Source organism: Vibrio ponticus (assembly GCF_009938225.1).
Lineage (GTDB): Bacteria > Pseudomonadota > Gammaproteobacteria > Enterobacterales > Vibrionaceae > Vibrio > Vibrio ponticus.
This window is the reverse complement of record NZ_AP019658.1, coordinates 702,713-721,921: the sequence shown is the minus strand read 5'-3', so window position 1 is coordinate 721,921 and position 19,209 is coordinate 702,713. Positions and strand designations below refer to the sequence as shown.

General features: G+C 42.3%; 16 protein-coding genes. 4 read left to right on the top strand and 12 right to left on the bottom strand.

Features of this window, described 5'->3' with window-relative positions; genetic code table 11:
- Window positions 1-5 precede the first annotated feature (5 nt).
- The 10 genes from icmH to GZN30_RS17545 form a co-directional block, all read right to left on the bottom strand.
- Window positions 6-779, bottom strand: a complete 774-nt coding sequence (gene icmH / locus GZN30_RS17590) for a type IVB secretion system protein IcmH/DotU (RefSeq protein ID WP_075652786.1) — start codon at window positions 777-779, stop codon at window positions 6-8.
- A gap of 2 nt (window positions 780-781) precedes the next feature.
- Entirely contained in the window at window positions 782-2,116 is a 1,335-nt protein-coding gene (gene tssK / locus GZN30_RS17585) for a type VI secretion system baseplate subunit TssK (RefSeq protein WP_075652787.1), read from the bottom strand.
- Window positions 2,117-2,122: 6 nt separating this feature from the next.
- Window positions 2,123-2,608, bottom strand: coding sequence for a type VI secretion system lipoprotein TssJ (gene tssJ, locus GZN30_RS17580; protein WP_075652788.1), 486 nt, complete (start codon window positions 2,606-2,608; stop codon window positions 2,123-2,125).
- Window positions 2,609-2,610: 2 nt separating this feature from the next.
- Window positions 2,611-4,083, bottom strand: a complete 1,473-nt coding sequence (tagH, locus tag GZN30_RS17575) for a type VI secretion system-associated FHA domain protein TagH (protein ID WP_075652789.1) — start codon at window positions 4,081-4,083, stop codon at window positions 2,611-2,613.
- Window positions 4,084-4,086: 3 nt separating this feature from the next.
- Entirely contained in the window at window positions 4,087-5,100 is a 1,014-nt protein-coding gene (tssG, locus tag GZN30_RS17570) for a type VI secretion system baseplate subunit TssG (RefSeq protein WP_075652790.1), read from the bottom strand.
- Window positions 5,064-6,833: a type VI secretion system baseplate subunit TssF gene (gene tssF / locus GZN30_RS17565; RefSeq protein WP_075652791.1), complete on the bottom strand. Its 1,770-nt coding sequence runs from the start codon at window positions 6,831-6,833 to the stop codon at window positions 5,064-5,066. Before tssF ends, tssG begins: the two co-directional genes overlap by 37 nt.
- 4 nt (window positions 6,834-6,837) lie before the next feature.
- Complete coding sequence (tssE, locus tag GZN30_RS17560; protein ID WP_075652792.1) at window positions 6,838-7,275, bottom strand: type VI secretion system baseplate subunit TssE; 438 nt, start codon at window positions 7,273-7,275, stop codon at window positions 6,838-6,840.
- A 2-nt stretch (window positions 7,276-7,277) separates the two neighbouring features.
- On the bottom strand, window positions 7,278-8,753 hold the full coding sequence (gene tssC, locus GZN30_RS17555; protein WP_075652793.1) for a type VI secretion system contractile sheath large subunit: 1,476 nt from the start codon (window positions 8,751-8,753) through the stop codon (window positions 7,278-7,280).
- A gap of 40 nt (window positions 8,754-8,793) precedes the next feature.
- Window positions 8,794-9,297, bottom strand: a complete 504-nt coding sequence (tssB, locus tag GZN30_RS17550) for a type VI secretion system contractile sheath small subunit (protein ID WP_075652794.1) — start codon at window positions 9,295-9,297, stop codon at window positions 8,794-8,796.
- A 726-nt stretch (window positions 9,298-10,023) separates the two neighbouring features.
- Entirely contained in the window at window positions 10,024-10,182 is a 159-nt protein-coding gene (locus GZN30_RS17545) for a hypothetical protein (RefSeq protein ID WP_161987101.1), read from the bottom strand.
- Between the two features lie 176 nt (window positions 10,183-10,358).
- Here GZN30_RS17545 and exaC point away from each other — a divergent pair, with 176 nt between their 5' ends.
- From exaC to GZN30_RS17530, 3 genes are all read left to right on the top strand, one after another.
- Window positions 10,359-11,879, top strand: coding sequence for an acetaldehyde dehydrogenase ExaC (gene exaC / locus GZN30_RS17540; RefSeq protein WP_075652795.1), 1,521 nt, complete (start codon window positions 10,359-10,361; stop codon window positions 11,877-11,879).
- 404 nt (window positions 11,880-12,283) lie between these two features.
- Window positions 12,284-13,438 (top strand): nitric oxide-sensing protein NosP, encoded by a 1,155-nt coding sequence (gene nosP / locus GZN30_RS17535; protein ID WP_075652796.1) that lies wholly within the window; start codon window positions 12,284-12,286, stop codon window positions 13,436-13,438.
- Window positions 13,431-16,004, top strand: a complete 2,574-nt coding sequence (locus GZN30_RS17530; protein WP_075652797.1) for a NahK/ErcS family hybrid sensor histidine kinase/response regulator — start codon at window positions 13,431-13,433, stop codon at window positions 16,002-16,004. Before nosP ends, GZN30_RS17530 begins: the two co-directional genes overlap by 8 nt.
- 13 nt (window positions 16,005-16,017) lie before the next feature.
- Here GZN30_RS17530 and GZN30_RS17525 read toward each other — a convergent pair whose 3' ends face one another.
- A complete protein-coding gene (locus GZN30_RS17525) occupies window positions 16,018-16,674 on the bottom strand; it encodes a response regulator (RefSeq protein ID WP_075652798.1) in 657 nt (218 codons plus the stop codon).
- Between the two features lie 368 nt (window positions 16,675-17,042).
- Window positions 17,043-17,582, bottom strand: coding sequence for a DUF3332 domain-containing protein (locus GZN30_RS17520; protein ID WP_075652799.1), 540 nt, complete (start codon window positions 17,580-17,582; stop codon window positions 17,043-17,045).
- A gap of 392 nt (window positions 17,583-17,974) precedes the next feature.
- Here GZN30_RS17520 and GZN30_RS17515 point away from each other — a divergent pair, with 392 nt between their 5' ends.
- Entirely contained in the window at window positions 17,975-19,207 is a 1,233-nt protein-coding gene (locus tag GZN30_RS17515; protein WP_075652800.1) for an L-lactate MFS transporter, read from the top strand.
- The last annotated feature ends 2 nt before the right edge of the window (window positions 19,208-19,209 follow it).

The following is a 19,209-nucleotide window of genomic DNA, read 5'->3' as shown; positions in this document are numbered from 1 at the left end:
CTGATTTAAAGTAATTGGTTTAACTGCGTTAATACGTCTTGTGACTTTGTTTCTAGGACATGGAAGTAACCCCAAAATAACGCTATCCAAAACACTAAAAAGCCAAGCATTACCGACCAAACGGATGTTTGACGCACGACTTTGTATTTAGAGTTCACTACTTGCTTTTCTGGACGAGTCAGTTTTCTGTTCTCTTCATTGTCTAAATCATTAAGAAGGCTGAACAAACGACTAATAATTCGTTCTCTTTCCAGTGCCCCCCCTTCCATGACTCGGTATTTACCTTCAAAGCCGAGGATCAAGCAGTGATAAATAAACGCTAACAGTTCTTGATACCGCTCGGGCTCTCCTTCGAGGCGACTTAGGATAGAAAATACTTTCTCTCCGCCCCAGGTTTCATTGTGAAAACGGGTTAACATTGAGTGCTCAGCCCATACACTTGAGGCGCCCCATTCTGTCCCCATCACCGCTTCATCCAAACTTGCGCAAAGCACGTATCGATAAGCCACCATAATGGCATGGTCATAACCTTGCTCGGTAAGCTCTACTTCTATCGCTTTAATTTCTTCAATAGTTTGGTTGTAAATTTTTTCGATGTTCGCGCACGAAGTTAGTGAGCGAACTCTCAGCGAAAGCCCAAACAAAGGCGTTGCTGCATCAATCAGTGGATTGGAATTATCACCGCGTAACTGAAACCAGTAGTCCTGATCGAGATTTATTTTTTCTACGTCGTCAAACAGCAACTTTGACAAAGGAGAGTCTTTTTTGCTTACATTCATACTTAACTCCTGATAGCCCAAAATTGCAGATCAAGATCTTCAAATTCACCCGCGACATGAAACGCAAACCCACTCGAATGATTGAGTGTTGCCCAAGCAGGACTGGTCTTATCAAGCTGATAGTAGGTATAACCGGCATGATAAGGTAACTGGCGAGGGGCTACAGGTAATGCAACGAGTGGGATTCCAGATAACTGCAGTGAGATCAACTCTCTGATCTTCTCTACGGAGGATACTTTTGTTTGTTGAGTAAACAGGCGGCGCAGATCATTAAGTGGCATACGTGCTTTAACTGCAATAATAAATTCTGCGTCGTTCATCAGTGTCGAATCGTGTATTGGCGCTACCATCAGACCATATTTACGCTTTTCTAGTTGAATAGACATTGCTCTTGGTTCAAGCACCACACTCAAGCTTTGACGTAAATTTCTGATCAGAGGTTTAAATGATTCACTCGGCAACTCGTGGTTATAAGTTGGCAAGCTCGCAGGTAAACGGCTTTCATCAGTAAAGGTGGCAAGCTCCCCACAAACAATCGACAAGCACTCAAACAATCGTTCAGGGTGCAGACTGCGTAATTCGGCTAAATGTTTCATCTGCGGCTGCAAACGATTTAAAGACTGCAGCAACATAAAGTCGGATACGTCTGCGACGCCGCCTTGAGAAGGAGAGCTTATTCTTTGAGCAATATTTTTTGCTCGCTCTCTCATCAAACCCGACATTTCATTGATAAATCTATGTAAAGCGGGAATTCCTGCAACGTTGTGGTGACAAGGTATAAACTCAGGATCAAGCACTATGCTACCGTCAGGCCGTTTCTCCAAAATTCGTGCTATCGCAATTGATGCATAGGCGCTTCGATCTTCGCGCTCTAACATCAATTGTAAACGAGCGGGAGAAACCTCAAGCGTGGTTATATCACCTTGTATGGTATGCACATCTTTTACTTCTTGACGACGACTAGTGTAGCGTCCCGTTCCTCGCTCTTCTGGCCAATTGATCTCCATCAGTGAGTCACTTCTTAATGCGACCGCTAGGTAAACAATTTGGTTCGCTAACGAAGCATCATCAATCTCTAGCGCATCGGGGATCTGGTCTTCCTGAGGAACTCGAAACACGGTTCCATCAGGCATTACGCCAACGGCACGTTCCAATGCGATACGACCAAATGATAGATATTCTGGATTGAGAGACAATTCAGAGATACCAAATAAGTAACGACTGACTGCGCTGACTCGCTCATCAATACAATACTCGGTATATCTTTGTTGTTGTTGGAAGTGCTGCGGCTTAATAAACGAGCCTTCCTTCCAAATTACACGATTACGAACAAACATCGTTTATTATTCCACCTTGTCCAGTTGAACTTGGTATTCGCTAAACTTCATGAGTAAATGGTACTGGCGATTCTTATTTAGAACCTTTACTGCCTTTTTCCAATCACTGATTTCTGGGTCAGAGAAATGAGCCATCACACCGATATAATTGGTTTCCTCCGAAACCTCAAAAGCGTCCACGAACTTAAATTGCCCTGGCGTTAATACATAATCGTAGCTCGTCACGTAGTTACTTCGTAACGTACTCTTCTGGTCTTTTTTAAGCTGGTCATAGTCTGCCGACATGAACATGGAGTCGTCTTCTAATTCAAATACTTGTATTTCTAGAGGTGCCGCGTCCCCCAACAAATTCGGGTTAACGTTATCATCGCTCACTAAACTAAATGTCACCGTCGTTTGCCTATCTCCTTTAGGTTCTTCGACTACCTCAGGCTTACTCGCACAAGCTGTCAAAACTAATGCACAACTCACTACCCATATGAAATTTTTCATAATTACAATTCCTTTTGTTTTTCACGGAGCTTTCTGTCGTAAGACTGCTCAAATATTTCCCAAAACAATTTCTCGAACCCACGTTGGCGACTTGAAGTAAGCTCTTTGTAATAATTACAGTACATATGCCATGCCCACCCCTCAGTGGTCGTTTGGCTTGTGTCATAACGGCGCTTGTAGTGCTGGAATCGACGCAACATAGTCTCTGGGTCAAACGCATTTAAGACCTGTGTGAGTGCTTCAGATGTTGCGTGTTGCATTGCCTCATTATGGTCACGTATGGTTTTTAAGCTTTCGGTAATTGCAGCAGGAGCAGACAAATGCACTAAGCTTTTATCGGCATCATATAAAGTGCGTATTGTTTCATCGTAAGATAACCCAAGTCGTAAAGGGTTATCTTCAATCGGTTGTAGGTTTCGATTTAATGTTCCAAATCTTCCTTCACTAACTTGCTGATGAAGCTCAAGTAGACCTCTTACACAAGCCTGAAGTGATTCGCCCATTTCTTGCGATAGTACATGCATTCGAGTCATGTCATCTTCATCACTTAAATCAACACCCAAACCATCAAGCACAGGTCCCGTCACTAAGTGGTTTGAACGCCCTTCAGGCTCAGCGTGAAAATCGTTGCTAGATTGAAAACCTCTTGCCATTTCTTGCTCCAAAAGGTCTAAATCTTTTTCATCCATGCGGATATCTCCTAATTCTTTCTGATCGCTATGCGCATTAGTGGTCAATGCTGGTGTTATTGGTGCTGTTACCATAGGCTGACAAGCACCTTTATTTTCTGGAGCGGCTTGCTTTGATTTCCAGAAGCCAAAACCTAAGATCTTCTTCAATCGAATTGATGAGGTAACGTCTTGTTCACTATCGGTGTCTAATGTTGGGGTCTCACTTTGCAGTTCACTTTCATTTTTCGGTATCAACGAGTTTTCATGAACGGTTTGGTCAACATTAGACTCTGCTTCCAAGGAGAGTGGATCGGACATCAAGCCATCTAACGCGTTAAGAGGTTCTGCATCCGTATCCTCTTCATCAACCTCATCAATTGACTCTGCACCAGTTCCGTTGATGAGATCGTTATCAGTGGCAAAAAACAAATTATTCAATGTTGCTAGGTGTGGATCATTGGCATGACTTTTATCAAATAAAACACGCAACTGATAAGGACCGAGCTGAATCTCATCTTGCTCTCTCAATTTTGCTAGACAGCCTTTGCCAATTGGTAGTTGCGCTCCATTGACATACGTAAAACCACTTAAGTCTTTTAGACAATACGCGCCATCAACCACCACTATTTCACAATGTTGTGAATACACCTCTTCACTCGGAGCTTTTAGTTGCCAATCGGCCAGCGGAGAGGAGCCTATTTTTCCACCATCATGATAAAACGAATGCTGAACTGATAAACCTGACTCCAGGCGCTGGGCATTAGTAACGACTAATGTTAAAACGGGTAAACTCGTTGTTTTCATTAATTATTGCCTTACTTGAATCAATACTTGCTTTGCTTCTGAACCACCCAAAAAGGATGTCCAACCTAGTTCAATGCCATGTTGCGCATCTAAGCAAAATGTAGGCGCTTCGCTTTCTTCAATGGTTAGCTCCAAGTCATAAGCCATTTGTTCTCGCATAATAAATTCGACTAACTTGCAAAGTGGCTCATACTCTTTTCCTGATGGAAGAAAATCGTTAAAACGATGTCTTGATAAGCCACTGAGACAAACTGTAAATTTGCTACTACAATCGACGACAGTACTTCCAATCACTGTGTCGAGACCTAGTGCTGAATTTCCCCCTCCCAGTGAAAATTGCTGGCTTTGATCTATGGGCACTGTTCGTTTGACCCACTGTCGAATACTCACGTCTTTAAGATCAAAACAGTGGGCAATAATGCCTGCCACGATTTGGGGTGACCGACTGCGCCCAGCCAATGTTCCTGAGTAGGCCAACATTTTGCACCAGTTGATTGGTGTCTCTCCTCGCAAGTCTTGGTCTGTTAAGCCAACCAAAGCAAAGAGTTGAACCGAAAATTGGTCTTGCGCTCCCGGTTGAAAGCGAACGTAGTATCGATACTTACGCCAAACTCGATACACCAAGTTGATTAAGCGATTGTTAAAAAAATCCAGAAATGGCTGTTTGAATCCATCATCCCCTTCCGTTGCCAATTGTTCCAAAATAAAGCCAGGTAAAGGCGACTGCGCGCCTGACAAACCGAAAAAGTTGGTTAACAGTACCTGTTTGTCGTCATCTCGGATCGTGAGTTGGTTAACGTCACTCGGTGAAAATCCCAAACTCGGGTTACCACTAAACACTAAACGGCACTGTCGTTCCCAATCTTCCGATTCAGGATTAATCTCATTTAGCTTTTGCAGCAATTCAACCAGTTGATAAAAGTTATACTCACGGATTTTATCTGTTAACCCTGTCATCGGTGAATATATTCCATCATCATCTAGATCAACGGCTGCATTCCACTCTGCATTCCCCATGTGTATTTCTCTTGATTAGTAACGTTAACCACGACCAGCTCATGAAAAGAGTTGATGCTGGCATAGAGAGAGAAAAAGTGACTCAGTACGGTTCCAAATAGGAATAAGTCGCCTTCGGATGCAAAACCATTTTGATCGATATGTAGCGTCGATCGCAGACCTCTAACCGGTAATCCTCGCAAAATTTTATCGATGGGCTGAGAGTCGACTTTGACGATCGCTTCCAGTCGCTTCTTGGCAACTCGCTCCGCTTGTCGATCAACCAGTGCTCTAAAATCATAAGCACGTAATACACAACTCAGTGCTTCTTTAGATAGCAGAGAAAGATAATTGAGTGACAAGTTAGAGATCAAAGTCCACAACAAACTACCGTCTAGTACCGGGCGTAGTGACTGTGATGGCACAGTAATATTTTTAAACGTTGCAAATGGCGGAGAACTGTCTGTTGGCACACATATGTCACCGATGCCGAGCTCTAAGGGCAGTAGTCGATTAGTACAAGTTAGCTTTATCGATACTGCTTCATCGATCCCCACTGACGTTGTTTCGTCACCTCGAACGAACGAAATAAAGGAGTCAAATCCATCGTTGCGAATGCTCTCCTTAACACGCGTTCGATAGTAAAGCGCCTGACGGTGACGAACTCGTTCGACTTCGTGCTGAAAGCTTTCAAATGGTTCATAGACTCGTTTTGCTCCTCTTACTCGCTTCCCTTCGAGCTCTGAATCTTGCCAACCTACAACTTTATCAACACTAAATATTTCATAGTGGGCTGGATACCGATTTGATGGGAAAATTCTGTATTCGGCACGTCGACCATTTAAATCAATTGGATCGGCATCATGCTCAAAAAGATTAATCACCGGAGTACAATAAAGTTGAAAACTGTTTCTCCTAATTCTGGTTTCCGTTGGTAGCGTTTTAGAGAAATAGACCTTAATTGAAAACACACCTGTGACGGATTTTGGCAACACATCTGCCAAGTGTTTAATGTCTATAAAGTGAAATGCTTCTGGAAAAGAAAGGTATTCTTGTAGAACACGATAGCCATCATAAACATTCTTAGGGTACGGTAAAATCGACTGTTCGCTACTGAATCCAACCGATGAAAAAGCTTGCTTTGGCAAAGTAAACTCGACACCTTCGACATCAACTGTGATTTTTTCCAAATAATGATGGAACCAGAGATATAGCGCTTGCGAACTATGTTGTTCACCGCCTAAATAAAAGCGCAACTCATCAAGCTGAGTTTCACCCGCAGTCACATCACCAATTAGATTGAGCTGAATATCGATAATTGATGCTTCGCGCGAATGTTCTGCATGCACATCTGTACACTCAATAGGATACAGCGTTACCTCTCTACAAGTACGAAAATGACAAGTAGTATCAAGAACAGTCTTACTGTCTAGCTGGATATCTTTGGCTATAACGTGCTTTTGGCTAACGCCTTTATCTGGCTTAAAGGCGACCACGCTCATACTAGGAATAGGTCTCAAATAGTTTGGCCATAACATATTGATAAGTGAGTGAGTAAGCTCAGGAAACTCATCCTCGACTTTCTGACGCAGCCTAGCCGTAAGAAATGCAAACCCTTCGAGCAGACGTTCTACATCCGGATCACTATTGCGACCATGCAAAAACCGCGAAAGCTGAGGATGAATTTCAGTAAATTCTTTTCCTTGCTCTTTTAAAAAAGCGAGCTCTTCTCTGAAATACTTATCTTGACTCATAAAATTACAACACTTGATACTGTCTATTCTGGTCCAGCAACAGACTGAACTGAACCTTCTCGTGTATTAATTCACTATTTATCTGTGCGATGATCTGAAATCGAAGCGATAACGGATTGAAATCATCCGGACTGGCGCTGACGACAACATTGGTTAATCGCGGTTCATACGCTTCCAGACAACCTTTAATTGCGAGCTTAACCCTGACTGATAAATCGATCGTTTCCAATGTAGCATCGTTGAAATCAAGTAGCCCCAGCATAGGGGCGCTCTGCGCGCCACCTAGCCTTGAGTTCAATACATTCGACACATTGCGTTTAATAGACTCGAGCACATCTAAAGCATCGGGTCCCGCCGTTAAGGACATAGGTTTGGCGTCTGCGACTAATCGTTCAAAAAGACCGACGCCAAAGACCGCCTCTTCTGGTGCGATGTATGACATAATTATGACTGATCCAATCGACCCACTAGAGACAACTCAAAGTTTGCCCCCATGTATTTGAAATGCGGTCGAACAGCAAGCGAGACTTGATACCAACCAGGATTTCCTTCCACATCCGCAACTTCGACACGGGCAGAGCGCAACGGACGTCGACTACGTACATCCGCTGGCGGGTTTTCCTGATCAGCGACAAACTGCTTAATCCATGTGTTAAGCTCTCGCTCAAGATCTTGTCGTTCTTTCCAAGACCCGATTTGTTCACGCTGCAGTACCTTCAAATAATGCGCCAGGCGGTTGATAATCATCATATAAGGTATCTGAGTGCCTAACTTATAGTTAACTTCGGCCTGTTTACCCTCTTTGGTATTTGGAAATACCTTAGGTTTCTGAATTGAGTTCGCGGAGAAAAACGCTGCGTTGTCTGAGCCTTTACGCATGGTTAATGCAATAAAGCCTTCATCTGCTAATTCAAACTCTTTACGATCTGTGATCAAAACTTCGGTTGGAATTTTATTTTGCAATGCACCAAGCGATTCATAAACGTGCACCGGCAGGTCATCAACCGCGCCACCGCTTTGCGGACCTATGATATTTGGACACCAACGATATTTAGCAAAACTATCTGTTAGACGAGTAGCAAATGCGAACGCCGTATTTCCCCAAAGGTAGTGATCGTGATTAGAACTTACGTTTTCACTGTAATTGAATGACTTAACCGGGTTATCCGTTGGGCTGTATGGGACTCGAAGCAAAAAGCGTGGTGCTGTTAAGCCAATATAGCGTGCGTCTTCTGATTCTCTCAACGCACGCCACTTCGCATATTTAGGGCTTTCAAATGTCGATTTTAGATCCTTGATATTAGGTAGGTCTTCAAATGAATCAACGCCAAAGAATTCCGGAGCAACACTAGAAATAAACGGTGCGTGCGCCATCGCTCCCAGCGAGCCCATAAATTTGAGCAATTTCATATCTTGCGACGACGGAGTAAACGCAAAATTCCCAACGATAGCACCGACAGGTTCACCACCAAATTGACCATAACCTGCAGAGTAAACATGTTTATACAAACCTGACTGACTCATTTCTGGCGAATATTCAAAGTCTTCCAGTAGCTCTTCACGCGTCACGTTAAGCAATTCGACTTTATTGTTTTCACGAAAATCTGTGCGGTCGACAAATAGTTTCAAACTACGCCAAGACGACTCCATTTTCTGTAGCTCTTCATTGTGAAGAATCTCATCCATCTGAGCGCTGACTTTCTTATCTAATTCAACCAACATTTGGTCGACGAGTGCTTTATTAACCGACTCTGTACCTGAAGGAGTCGCAATTAAGTTTTCTATAAATGCTGCAATACCTTTTTTGGCTATTTCATAACCATCTTCACTTGGAGCTATACGCGTCTGCTCCATGATCTCATCAAGAAGACTGCCCTCTGTTGAATGCTGAGTTTCCAATACTTGTTCAGTAGTAGACATTAATTATTTCCTATCGTGATTAGACGTTAACCCAGACTCATTAAGCCTGCTTTTGCTCTTCGCTGATTAAATTGAGCTCAGAAAGTAGCTTCTCTCGTGACTCAGCTGAATTTAATATCGCCTCCAAACGTTCACGAAAAGCCGGTACATTCCCTAATGGACCTTTCAATGCAACTAAAGCCTCACGTAATTCAATTAACTTCTTTAGTTCAGGAACTTGCTGTGCAACTTGATCTGGACTGAAATCTTCTAAAGAACTAAATTTAAGCTCGACGGGAAGGTCAGCCCCCTGATCATCGCCTAATTTATTCTTAACCGTTGTAGTAAGACCCAGGTTGCTTTCTCGCATCACTGCTGAAAAGTTAGTTTTATCTACGCTAATTGTTGAACGCTCTTCTAAAGGTGTATCTTCTGCATACCCTTTAAAATCTCCGACGACCAGGGTCTTTAGCGGAAGTTCAACTTCCGTTTGGTCACTTCCCGTAGCCGGAATATATTTAATATTGATCCTTTCTTTAGGAGCAACGCTTCCCTCTTTAGACATATTTAAATCTCCACACATTAAGCCAACTGCTACATTTGTTATTAACGAAACAACAAACAAGGTAAATAAAACCCGCTGAAGAAAATAAGTTACCTTTCAATAGATACGAACTTTAAACTGACATAACCAAAATTAATGCTCTCATTTTTGCTACGCCAATTTCATTTTTTCATTTTGAATAAATCTTCAACTTAAAAACATACTTCAACGAGCATTCTAATCGTATATAGACAAATATCCACCTTTGTCAGAGCAATGCAATTAAGATAAAACAATTTCAAAACATAAATTATTCTAATACTAAATAACTAGTTTAAATAGAGATCAACATTCAATATACCCGCTCTCAAAAATAACACCAACCCCGTAAAATAAAGCCGTAAAGTAATTTGTGTAAATGACAAATACATCAATGACAAAGAAATACCTTAGTTAACCATTAACAGAGATATAAACTTTAGGATTATTTTTTCTTATACCTAACATTAACTAAGAGTCCAACAATGTGACAGCTTCTTATAACATCAACTTATATACATTAATTTTCACAGAGATAGTAAACTCGCCTCAAAAACTAAGCCTACCGTTCAACATTTGAGACATCACAATAAATAAGCCCAATACCAAACTTAAATTAATCGACGCGTATAAAATTGGAACACAACAAAATAAAAACAATCACCATAAAAATACGACACAAATCCAAAAACAGGAATAATGATTACTTTAAGGCAAGGTATCTAGCTTTTGAGAATCTCTTTTAAAATTTTCATCATTAGTATCCCAACAACAAATTTGTTCAATATATATCATTCTTTGATAATCTTTATTTTCTCGCCATTTTCCTAAAAATTGTTCCTCATCACCTCTCCAATTCTCTGCCAAATGCTTGTTTCATTTCTCATCCTAAAGTAGGAAGCTTTTACTGCTAAGGCAGAATATCTCCAACTAATCATTACTCGTAGTATTGAGTCATCAAGGTGCTTTGGCTATATCAAAGCAGATAGCAACATAACCAAGGATAACGTAAGTGTTTTTTTGGTTTCACTCTGAGGTGACATATGATCTATGCAATTCCTGGTAGCGACGACTCCGTTGTATCTTTTAAAGCGCAGTATGAAAACTTCATCGGTGGTAAATGGGTACCACCTGTAAAAGGACAATATTTTTCAAATTCTACGCCAGTGACCGGCGAAGAGTTTTGTCGTATACCTCGCTCATGTGCTCAAGATATCGAACTCGCTTTGGACGCAGCCCATGCAGCCAAACAAGCTTGGGGAGCGACATCAGTGCAAGAGCGCTCTAATATCTTGCTAAAAATTGCTGATCGCATTGACCAAAACCTTGAGGCGCTTGCCGTTGCTGAAACATGGGATAATGGCAAACCAGTGCGCGAAACTCTTGCTGCAGACATTCCTCTAAGTTCTGACCACTTCCGTTATTTTGCAGGCTGTATTCGCGCTCAAGAAGGTAGTGCATCGGAGATCGATAACGGTACCGTCGCTTATCACTTTCATGAACCAATCGGTGTTGTTGGTCAAATCATTCCTTGGAATTTTCCGCTACTAATGGCGGCATGGAAAATAGCACCAGCATTAGCGGCTGGTAACTGTATAGTTCTTAAACCAGCAGAGCAAACTCCAGCCAGTATCTTATTATTGGTTGAGTTAATAGAGGACTTGTTACCTGCTGGTGTTCTCAACGTAGTCAATGGATTAGGTCAAGAAGCGGGAGAAGCACTAGCAACGAGCACACGTATTGGTAAGTTAGCGTTTACCGGTTCTACCTCTGTTGGTCACCATATTTTGAAATGTGCGGCTGAGAACCTCATTCCTTCGACTGTCGAACTTGGTGGTAAATCGCCTAACATCTACTTTAACGATGTCACACAACATGAAGACGACTATCTAGACAAATGTGCTGAAGGTTTCGTGCTTGGTTTCTTTAACCAAGGTGAAGTATGTACCTGCCCATCTCGCGCTCTGATTCAAGAAGACATTTTTGATGAGTTCATGGCTAAAGTGCTTGAAAAGACGAAACAAATTGTTCGTGGCAACCCTCTCGACACAACAACCATGGTTGGTGCACAAGCTTCTCAAGAACAATTCGACAAAATCATGGGATACCTGGATATCGGACGTAATGAAGGCGCCAAAGTCCTAAGTGGCGGCGATCAAGAAAACCTAGGTGATGCACTGAATAATGGCTACTACATCCAACCAACGATTCTCCAAGGCGATAACTCAATGCGTATCTTCCAAGAAGAAATTTTTGGTCCCGTTATCGCGGTAACGACATTCAAAGATGAAGCCGAAGCACTTGCACTAGCCAACGACTCGTCCTACGGCTTGGGTGCTGGTGTATGGACACGTGATATGAACCGAGCGTATCGTATGGGACGCGGAATCGAAGCGGGACGTATATGGACTAACTGTTACCATTTATATCCTGCACACGCGGCGTTTGGTGGCTACAAAAAGTCTGGAATCGGTCGTGAAACTCACAAAATGATGCTCGATCATTATCAACAGACTAAAAACTTACTAGTGAGTTATAGCACCAGCCCTCTAGGTTTCTTCTAACCCCCCTAGCGGTCATTGCAGCCCCACGCAATGACCGCTTATTCTGTCTGTAGACAATATAGTCGTCGTAACCACCTGAGAGCACCATTCATTTGGTGTACAGACACACTTTCCTGTCTATCCAACATTAACTTGCATGCAAAATCGCTAACTAGTCGTTAGTTTGTGCCGCTTCAACACTCATATATGATAAATAGATCAGCATCATTATACATTTAACGCTATGTTAACATTCAATAAGCTCGCAAAATGAATCCAAGACGAGCAAACAATTTACGCGTAGAACCGACGGATTATTATCGCGTGTAAAACTATTTAGCTCACCATTTACCAAAGCAATTGTGTAATAAACCGATACATACTAACTGTTTTGGTTATCGAATCGCTAGCCGTTGGTTACAGGGATGAACATAGTGGAAGTTAAAACAATACAGGCTATCAGCCATAATCAATCAGCTTATCAAGCAAGCTTGGAACTCTACCATCAACTAGGCGCACCTCGATCAGGGTTTGTTCTATTCTACTGTTCGGCAGCCTATCCCCTATTAGATCTGGGAAAGGCGCTAAAAAAGCAGTTCATAGATGTGGAGCTTGCAGGTTGCACTACCGCTGGAGAAACCACTAGACATGGTTATCATCAACATTCAATTGTAGCAATCTGGTTTAATCCTGATTTCTTTTCCATCAGTAGTTCAGTCGTCATGTCGATAGAAGACTTCGACTTAATCACAGCCCAACGTCAAATTAACCAACTACGTGAAGAGTGCGCAACCAGTATCGTTAACTTTGGCGCGGCGAAACCTTTCCTGATAACTTTAATCGATGGCTTGTCAGCTCAAGAAGAAAAGTTCCTCAATACTCTAAATTCAGCCGCAAATGGTATACCCCACTTTGGCGGCTCTGCGGGTGACGATATTAATCTCGCAAATACCCATGTTTTTCACCATGGAACCTTCATTCACAATGCAGCTGTGGTTGTAATGGTTCATAGCCGGTGCAGGTTTGAAGTTTTCCAAAGCCACCATATCAGTAATAGTAAGCATAAAATGGTGGTTACCGATGCCGATCCTCATTCGCGCATTGTTTATGAACTCAACTCTGAGCCAGCAGCGAAAGAGTATGCTAATTTCTTAGGCATATCAGTAGAGGAACTAACGCCGGAGACCTTCGCCCTCCATCCGCTAGCGGTAAAGATTGGCGATCGTTATTACTCGAGATCAATTCAAAAAGTAAACCCAGAAGATCTCAGCTTATCATTCTACTGTGCCGTAGACATTGGCATTGTACTTAACACCGTCGAAATGCGTGATATCGTGACCTCACTAGAGACAACCTTATACGATTTACAACAACGGCACTTATACCCAGAAACCGTGCTCGCCTGTGACTGCGTCTTACGCCGTCTTGAGATAGAGCAAAAAGATCAAATGATGGATATGGCTCGCTTACAACAAAAGTTCAAAGTGTTTGGCTTCAATACTTATGGCGAACACTTGAACGGCGTTCATCTAAATCAAACATTCACTGGTGTTTATATATCCGGAGAATGTTATGAATGAAACGGATTTACAACAAGAGCTTGACCAGCTCAAAGCTGAAAACCAAAAATTAAAAAAGATTAATCGAGTCTTGATGCAGAGGATCGAGGGTATTGGAGGTCAAAGTAACCTACCGTATGCAATGTTTGAGCACTCAGTTCATTTATCTGATCAAGTACAAGAGAAGACTCGAGTCCTTAATCAAACCTTAGCGGAACTTGAATGCAGTAACCGCGCACTGGAAAAAGCAAACTATCAAGCTAACATTTTCAAACAACGCTTTATTGACGCAATTGAGAGCATTTCTGATGCTTTCGTACTGCTTGATCGCGATGGAAGAATTATCCTGCAAAACCGCCAATTCTCAAATTATTGGCATAACGTGGGCTTAAAAGTTGGGCACGGAACCCATCTCAATGACTTCAAAACACTCGCGAAAGCCAGGGGAATCATTTCACATGCTTACCCAGGTGATGAGAATAACAATACGGTATATAAACTCGCAGATAATCGTTGGTTTCAAGTCACCGAAAGGCGGACTCGCGAGGGTGGCTGGGTGATGCTCTACACCGATATCACGGCATTAAAGGTTGCAGAGACAGCGCGCTACGAGCACGGTATGGCGCAAAAATCAAAGCTACTCCAGAACTTAGTCGACAATTTATCTCAAGGCGTCATCTTGATCAGTGGCAATGGGCAAATTGAAGTTTGGAATAAACAATTTGTTTCCATGAGTGGGATCTCCGTTGGTCGGCTTCGTTCGAGTCCTTTTCTTGAAAATCTTGAATCGTCTACTGAATTGGATTTGTCTCTCAAACAAAGTCATAACAATCAAGCATATTCAGTACAAACTCTTGCCAACGGGACGGTTATCGAAGTTCGTAACCATTATCTTACTAACGGCAAGATCATCAAAACTTATACCGACATTACGTCTGCACATCATTATGCGCAATCTCTACGTGAGAGCGAACACCGGCTAAGGTTAATCACTGATAATATTCCAGCGATGATCGCCTATGTCTCAGCAGATCTAACCTTCCAATTTACTAATCGAGTGTATCAACAATGGTATGGAAGAGAGCGTGGTGATGAGTTTGGTGTTGACCTCAAAAACAGACGTGTTTCGTTGAGCGACTCACCGATTCAACCCTACGTTGCGCGAGTGCTAAACGGAGAGAGTGTGAGCTTTGAAGTTGAAGAAACTAATCAAAACGGCGAAGCGGTATACCTCCACAAATCTTATGTGCCCAATATCGACAGTAATGGCGCTATTTTAGGTTTTTTCGTCTTAATCAGAGACATTACCATCCGGATTCAAAATGCCCTAACGCTGCAAAAAGCATACGACTCACTAGAACTGCGAGTTAATCAACGAACCGCAGACCTTCAGCAGCTTAACAACGCATTAAATCGAGAAATCGAGGAGCGACGACTAGCCCAACTAAATCTGACTCAAGCAAAAAAAGCAGCCGAACAAGCCAATGTGTCTAAAACAAAGTTTGTTGCCGCGGTCAGCCATGATTTACTTCAGCCGCTAAACGCTGCTCAACTTTTTACTAGCTCCCTTAAAGAAGAAATACGTGATCAGCAAAACCTACAACTGCTCGATTCTATTGCTGGCTCTCTCGACGACTTAGAAAATCTAATTGGCAGTTTAATCGATATTTCAAAGCTTGATGCAGGTGTAGTTAGAGCTGATAAACACAGTTTTCCTCTCAATGAACTATTCGACAATCTTGCACGAGAATACACTCATCAATCGAGCCAATATAATATCGAATTCAGATACGTTCCGTGTAATACCGTTATTCATTCAGATAGCGTGTTACTAGCGCGCATCTTAAGGAACCTACTCTCCAATGCTTTTCGTTATACGGAGAAAGGCAAAGTACTGCTCGGCTGTCGACGTGTTAACAATACGCTATCAATACAAGTGTGGGATAGTGGCAGTGGCATTGAAAAAGATCAGTTAAATGACATCTTTAAAGAGTTCAAACGACTTGAAAGCTCAAAAAAAACCTTTCGCAATGGTTTAGGATTAGGGCTAGCCATTGTCGACAAGTTGGCAAAAGTTTTAGAACACGCAATAGAAGTGCACTCACAACCAGGCAAAGGATCGATGTTTTCAGTGACAGTGCCACTCGGAGAGACAAACAGCATTAGTCCCTCCCCCGCGCCATTGACTAACCGTTTAAACGCAAGTGACTTGTCCGGATGTAGAGTCTGGCTCATCGATAACGATCTTGCTGTATGCGAAGCGATGGAAAGGCTATTAGCCAATTGGCAATGTGATATCGTCATCGCAACAAGCTTTGAGGACCTTCAACAAAAGGTGGATGTTAACTCAGACTCAGTTGACGTGTTGATTGTAGATTACCACTTAAACGATAACCAAAATGGACTAAATGTCGCGTCTAAAATAAACGCAAACAGGAAGCTCCCAACGTTAATGATCACTGCGAACTATAGTGAACAACTAAAAAACCAAGCTAACACACGTGGAATTATGTTATTGCATAAACCGGTAAAACCTATGAAATTAAGAACGTCGATAGGTTACTTAATCAATCGTGTCCATCGTTAGCAAATCAGTAAACTCAACGCTTTAGATAATGATTGAAATCAATACCACTGCAACCTAATACTGCCTGAACTCGATTGCTCACACCCAATTTTTTCAGGATAGAAGAAACATGCGATTTTACAGTAGTTTCTGATACATTGAGGTTGTAAGCAATCTGCTTGTTTGCTTCGCCTTTTGTCATACACTTGAGTACCATCAATTGGCGTCTAGTCAACGATGCGAGCATATCAGGTAAAATGGGCGGCTCATTCCTACTTTGAGGAGCAACCTTAGCGCGGAGAATATCGGCAGGAAGATACACGCTTCCTTCTAAAACGGTCGCTATAGCGGTTGATATCTCGTCTTTACTTGAAGATTTTGCAATAAAACCAACCGCTCCATAAGTCATTGTCTGCAGTATTACTTGCTTATTATTTTCTGCCGAAACAACGACCACTGGAATCGTTGGACATTCATTAATCAGGTCAAGCAAACCGTCTAGCCCTGACATACCTGGCATATTCAAATCCAGCATGATCAGGTCAAGATCTTCGTTCTGTTTGGCAAAAGAGATAGTTTCAGCAATATCTTCGGTTTCAAAAGTTGAACAGCCCGCGAATTGACTAGTCAATATGTGGACAATCGCATCTCTAAACAATGGGTGGTCATCAGCAATTAAGACCTTGTGCATGACAGAGCCTCTTTCTCTTAAATAGACACAAGATTAGCTTAACGGATAGACCTGCTGATACAAGCGCATTGCTGTAATCCATTAGTCGTAAATCAAGAGAGCAAGATCAAACTCTGGAATGATAGTTGTAATCCAATCGTGTTTACGAGAGTGGTAACGAAGCTTTTAACTCGGTGAGAGCGCCGAATAAGCGTTATAGATTGCTAAGAAGGAAAAAGAGAGCGAACGATTAGATTGGTAGAGCTTGGATTATGCCTCGTACCATCATGATATCAATTCAAGCCATGCTGGTGACTGACGATAGACACATTGATAACTCTTACCTACTCGGCTTACCATGTAGGTAAGAGTTCAGCAACTAAGGTAAATTAGATGCTTGCCGATTCAATGTAATTAGTTAGTTCTTGGTTTGAAACTGTAGTTACTAACTCATCATTTAAATAGAAGTCTACCGAATCTGCACCCTTCTCACCACGCAGAACTTTCTGCTCACCATTTAGGTAAGTGATTTCCATTTGCAGCGTGTTCTCGTCGATTTGCTGCATGATTGCTTTATCGATATCACTATTATTTGATAGTGGAACCGTAGTTAAAGATGGATCCAGTTGACCATTTACCTTGATGTAGTTTTTAGTTGGTGTATCAACCACAGCTGGTGATTTGCCAGAAATCGGGTTAGTACCTGTCCAGAACTCAATAGAGTTAAAAATGAATAGGTCGACAGTACCCGCTAAGCCGTATACTGGTGACAATAGTAAGAACATACCTTCACGTGCATAACGGTTATCCACGATCTCTAGGTTGAATTTAGAAACTAGACCTGTCGTTGCCATTTGCCCCATACAACCGGTTAGAGAAGACGCGCCCAGTGCTGCCACTACAGCAATTTTTACAGCTTTGAATTTCATTGATTACTACCTTAAGAAAATTTGCGCGCATGCTAACCTCCCTCGTTTGGCTTTGGAATCCCATACATACTTAATTGACAAAAAACTTACTCGACTTGGGCATTAAATCTTAGTTTTCGGAATTAATGGCTATAGCTTAGCGACATTGCAGCCTAAAACATGGCTAAATTCTGTTCGATCGCAAGCGTTTTGGGATGTTTGTTGGTTTGACGCTCTACGCAATCGTTTAAAAACTAAGTTTATTTTTACAATAAGTGGAAAAAGAGATTCCAATCACATTTTATTTGGTTATAATTCGCGCCCATTGCGCTTTATGTTGATAAACGCAAACAAATTTTGAATAAATCGTGTGTTAAACCATCCTCTTCTTTAGAGGGAAACTGAGAAATAAAATGAGCAAGATTGATAAAGCTATGCGCATTCTGCTAGCAGGATTCTGTATCAACCTTTGTCTTGGCATCCTGTATGCTTGGAGTGTATTTAACAAAGCGCTTGTGACTGAGTCAGGCTGGAGTGCAGCTGAAGCATCTGCACCTTACGCAACTGCAACAATCACTTTCTCTATCTGTCTTTTAGTTGCAGGTATCCTTCAAGACCGCATGGGTCCACGTATGATCCTGATCCTAGGTACTATCCTAACGGGTCTTGGCATGATCGCTTCTGGCTTTGTTAATTCACCAATGATGCTAAACATCACTTTTGGTGTGATCACAGGTGCTGGTATCGGCTTTGGTTACGCGTGTCTTGCGCCATCTGCAATGAAGTGGTTCCACTCTTCTAAGAAAGGTATGGTTAACGGCATCATCGCAGCAGGTTTCGGTCTTGCAGCTATCTACCTAGCGCCAGTAACTTCTGCGCTAATCGAAAGCATGGGCATCCAAACAAGCTTTATGATTCTTGGTGTTGGTATTCTTGCTATCGCAGTTCCACTAGCGGCAACAATCAACAACCCACCAGCAGGTTACTCTCCAGCTGAGCCAGCGCTAAAAGCAGGTGCAGCACCAAAAGCTGCAAGTAAGTCTGAAGACCTAACTTGGAAAGCGATGCTTAAAACGCCTCAGTTCTACTCTCTATGGATCATGTACGCGTTCGCAGCTTCTGTTGGTCTAATGATCATCGGTAACATCACAACGATCGCAAGCGTGCAAGCTAACCTGCCAAACGCAGTTTACCTAGCATCTCTTCTAGCGGTATTTAACTCAGGCGGTCGTGTTGCTGCTGGTATGCTTGCTGATAAAATTGGTGGTGTTCGCACTCTACTAATCGCATTCGTACTGCAAGGCATTAACATGGTGCTATTTGCAACGTTCAAGTCAGAAGTAACACTAATCATCGGTACAGCAATTGCTGCGGTTGGTTACGGTACTCTACTAGCGGTATTCCCTACTCTAACTGCTGAGTTCTACGGTCTGAAAAACTACGGTACAAACTACGGTGTACTTTACACTGCATGGGGTATCGGTGGTGCAATCGGCGCAGCAGTTGTTGGTTTCTCAATGACTAACGGTGAAGGCTACACTCTAGCGTACACAATCTCTGCAGTAATGATGGCAGTGTGTATCGTTCTAGCATTCATCACTAAGCCACTTTCAGAAGCAAAAGTTGCTGAACTGAAAAACGCTTAATA